Origin of the sequence: Maricaulis sp. (genome assembly GCF_039978735.1) — a bacterium.
GTDB lineage: Bacteria > Pseudomonadota > Alphaproteobacteria > Caulobacterales > Maricaulaceae > Maricaulis.
On the sequence record NZ_JBDWAS010000018.1, the window covers coordinates 1 to 3433 of the forward strand.

Here is a 3433-nt window from a genome sequence, read left to right on the forward strand (position 1 = left end):
CGTCCTTTTTCATGACTGCAGCGTTTACCGTGCAAGCCTCTGAAAATGTCTGAACAAGCGCTTGACGGAACCGAGTCGCATGCGTAGTTTCCGCGCTCGTTTTGAGGATGAGCCGTAACCCAAGCGGTTAGACGTCATCCACGGTAACGGAAAAACCCCAGATGCCGCCGTACGGGCCTCGCGCTCGAACGTCGGTGTCGTCATTTGCGTCCATCAGTTCCATTCCGGTGCTGAGGGGCGTGGTCTTTGAGATTAGGAACGGATTAGAGCGGGATGCCGACAATCAACCAGCTCATTCGCAAGCCGCGGAAAGACAAGCCGAAGCGCAACAAGGTGCCGGCCCTTCAGGCTTGCCCGCAGCGCCGTGGCGTCTGCACGCGTGTCTACACCACGACCCCGAAGAAGCCGAACTCGGCCCTGCGTAAAGTCGCCAAAGTGCGTCTGACGAACGGGCACGAAGTTGTGAGCTACATTCCGGGCGAGGGGCACAATCTTCAGGAACACTCCGTCGTTCTTATCCGCGGTGGCCGCGTGAAGGACCTTCCGGGTGTCCGCTATCACATTCTTCGCGGCGTTCTGGATACCCAGGGCGTCAAGGACCGCAAGCAACGCCGTTCCAAGTACGGCGCCAAGCGTCCTAAGTAAGGGAGACGTCCATGTCGCGTCGTCACCGCGCAGAGAAACGCGAGATTCATCCGGACCCGAAGTTCGGAGATCGCGATCTCACGAAGTTCATGAATTACATCATGCTCGACGGCAAGAAGTCGGTCGCCGAGCGTATCGTCTATGGCGCCCTCGATATCGTCGAGGACAAGCTGAAGCGCGAACCGATCCGCGTCTTCCACGATGCCATGGACAATGTGGCCCCGGAAGTTGAGGTTCGCTCCCGCCGCGTCGGTGGTGCGACCTACCAGGTTCCGGTCGAGGTCCGTGCCGATCGCAAGAAGGCTCTTGCGATCCGCTGGCTGACCGGCGCTGCGCGCGGCCGCAACGAGAACACCATGCGTGAACGTCTCGCTGCCGAGCTGATGGATGCTGCCGCCAATCGCGGTACCGCCGTCAAGAAGCGCGAAGACACGCACCGGATGGCGGAAGCCAACCGCGCCTTCTCGCACTACCGCTGGTAACGATCCACAGGCACTGACCCGTACCAAGGACCCTTTGAAATGGCCCGCGACTACAAAATCGAGGACTACCGCAACTTCGGCATCATGGCGCACATCGATGCCGGCAAGACGACGACGACCGAGCGGATCCTCTATTACACCGGCAAGTCCCACAAGATTGGTGAAGTGCACGATGGTGCCGCCACCATGGACTGGATGGAGCAGGAGCAGGAGCGTGGCATCACGATCACCTCGGCTGCGACGACCTGTTTCTGGAAGGACAAGCGCCTGAACATCATCGACACGCCCGGACACGTAGACTTCACGATTGAAGTCGAGCGTTCGCTGCGCGTGCTCGACGGTGCCGTGTGCTGTCTGGATGCCAACGCCGGTGTCGAGCCGCAGACCGAGACGGTCTGGCGTCAGGCCGACAAGTATGAAGTGCCGCGCATGGTGTTCATCAACAAGATGGACAAGCTGGGCGCCGACTTCTACCGCTGCGTCGAGATGATCGAGGAGCGTCTGGGCTCCACGCCGCTGTGCACGCAGCTGCCGATCGGCTCGGAAAGCGACTTCGAGGGCGTTATCGACCTCATCAAGATGAAGGAACTGGTGTGGCACGGTGAAAACCTGGGTGCCACCTGGGACGAGCGCGAAATCCGCGCCGAGCTTGCCGACAAGGCTGCCGAGTACCGCGAAAAGCTGGTCGAGGCTGCTGTCGAGCAGGACGAGGCTGCGATGGAAGCCTATCTGGAAGGCGAAGAGCCGACCGAGGAGCAGCTCAAGGCGCTGATCCGCAAGGGCTGTATCGCTCTGGCCTTCAACCCGGTCCTGTGCGGCACGGCGTTCAAGAACAAGGGTGTCCAGCCGCTGCTCGACGCCGTTGTCGATTACCTGCCGAGCCCGATCGATATCGCGGCCATCAAGGGCATCGACGTCAAGTCGGGCGAGCCCACCAAGCGCAAGGCTTCGGACTCCGAGCCGGTGTCGCTGCTGGCCTTCAAGATCATGAACGACCCGTTCGTCGGTTCGCTGACCTTCGCGCGCATCTATTCCGGTCACCTGGAGACGGGCGTGTCCCTGCTCAACACGGTGAAGGAAAAGAAAGAGCGTATCGGCCGTATGCTGCTGATGCACTCGAATTCGCGCGAAGACATCAAGGAAGCCTTCGCCGGCGACATCGTCGCCATTGCGGGCCTCAAGGACACCACGACGGGCGACACGCTTTGCGATCCGTCCAGCCCGGTCATCCTGGAGCGTATGGAATTCCCGGATCCGGTGATCGAGCTCGCGATCGAGCCGAAGTCGAAGGGTGACCAGGAAAAGCTCGGCATCGCGCTGCAGCGTCTGGCCGCCGAAGACCCGTCCTTCCGCATGAAGACCGACGAAGAGTCCGGTCAGACCATCATTGCGGGCATGGGCGAGCTTCACCTCGATATTCTGGTCGATCGCATGAAGCGCGAATTCAAGGTCGAAGCGAATATCGGTGCGCCGCAGGTGGCCTACCGTGAATCGCTCGGCCAGGCCGGTACGGTCGATTACACGCACAAGAAGCAGTCCGGCGGTTCCGGCCAGTTTGCCCGCGTGAAGATCGAATTCGAGCCGGGCGAGCCGGGTTCGGGCTTCGTCTTCGAATCCAAGATCGTCGGTGGTTCGGTGCCGAAGGAATACATTCCGGGTGTCGAAAAGGGCCTGAATTCGGTGATGGAAAACGGTCTGCTGGCCGGCTTCCCGGTCATCGACGTCAAGGCGACCCTGATCGACGGTGCCTATCACGACGTGGACTCCAGCGTCCTGGCCTTCGAAATCGCCGGCCGTGCGGCCTTCCGTGAAGCGAAGCACCATTGTGCGCCGAAGCTGCTCGAGCCGATCATGAAGGTCGAGGTCGTGACGCCGGACGAGTACACCGGTTCGGTGATCGGTGACCTGAACTCCCGCCGCGGCCAGATCGCCGGGCAGGAAATGCGCGGCAACGCCACCGTCGTGAACGCGATGGTGCCGCTGGCGAACATGTTCGGTTACGTCAACAACCTGCGTTCGGCCACTCAGGGCCGGGCCCAGTTCACCATGCAATTCGACCACTACGAGCCTGTGCCGAAGGCGGTCGAACAAGAAGTCATTGCCAAGTCCGCCTAAGGCGAACCTCTGGTCACTGTAGAAACGAATACGAGATTTCGGAGCGAGATCGATGGCGAAGGAAAAGTTTGAGCGCACTAAGCCGCACGCGAACATTGGCACGATTGGTCACGTTGACCACGGCAAGACGACGCTGACGGCGGCGATCACGATGGTGCTGGCCGAGCAGGGCGGCGGCACGGCGAAGAAGT

General features: G+C 60.9%; 4 protein-coding genes. All 4 read left to right on the forward strand.

Going from position 1 to position 3433, the window contains the following annotated elements:
* Positions 1-273 precede the first annotated feature (273 nt).
* The gene (gene rpsL, locus ABJO18_RS05860) at positions 274-645 is read left to right on the forward strand and encodes a 30S ribosomal protein S12 (protein WP_011643738.1); all 372 of its coding nucleotides are present in this window, start codon (positions 274-276) and stop codon (positions 643-645) included.
* 11 nt (positions 646-656) lie between these two features.
* A complete protein-coding gene (gene rpsG / locus ABJO18_RS05865) occupies positions 657-1127 on the forward strand; it encodes a 30S ribosomal protein S7 (protein ID WP_271185305.1) in 471 nt (156 codons plus the stop codon).
* Positions 1128-1166: 39 nt separating this feature from the next.
* Entirely contained in the window at positions 1167-3242 is a 2076-nt protein-coding gene (gene fusA / locus ABJO18_RS05870; RefSeq protein WP_271185306.1) for an elongation factor G, read from the forward strand.
* A 52-nt stretch (positions 3243-3294) separates the two neighbouring features.
* Positions 3295-3433 (forward strand): GTP-binding protein (locus tag ABJO18_RS05875; RefSeq protein WP_291887634.1); only part of this gene is annotated, 139 nt, incomplete at its 3' end.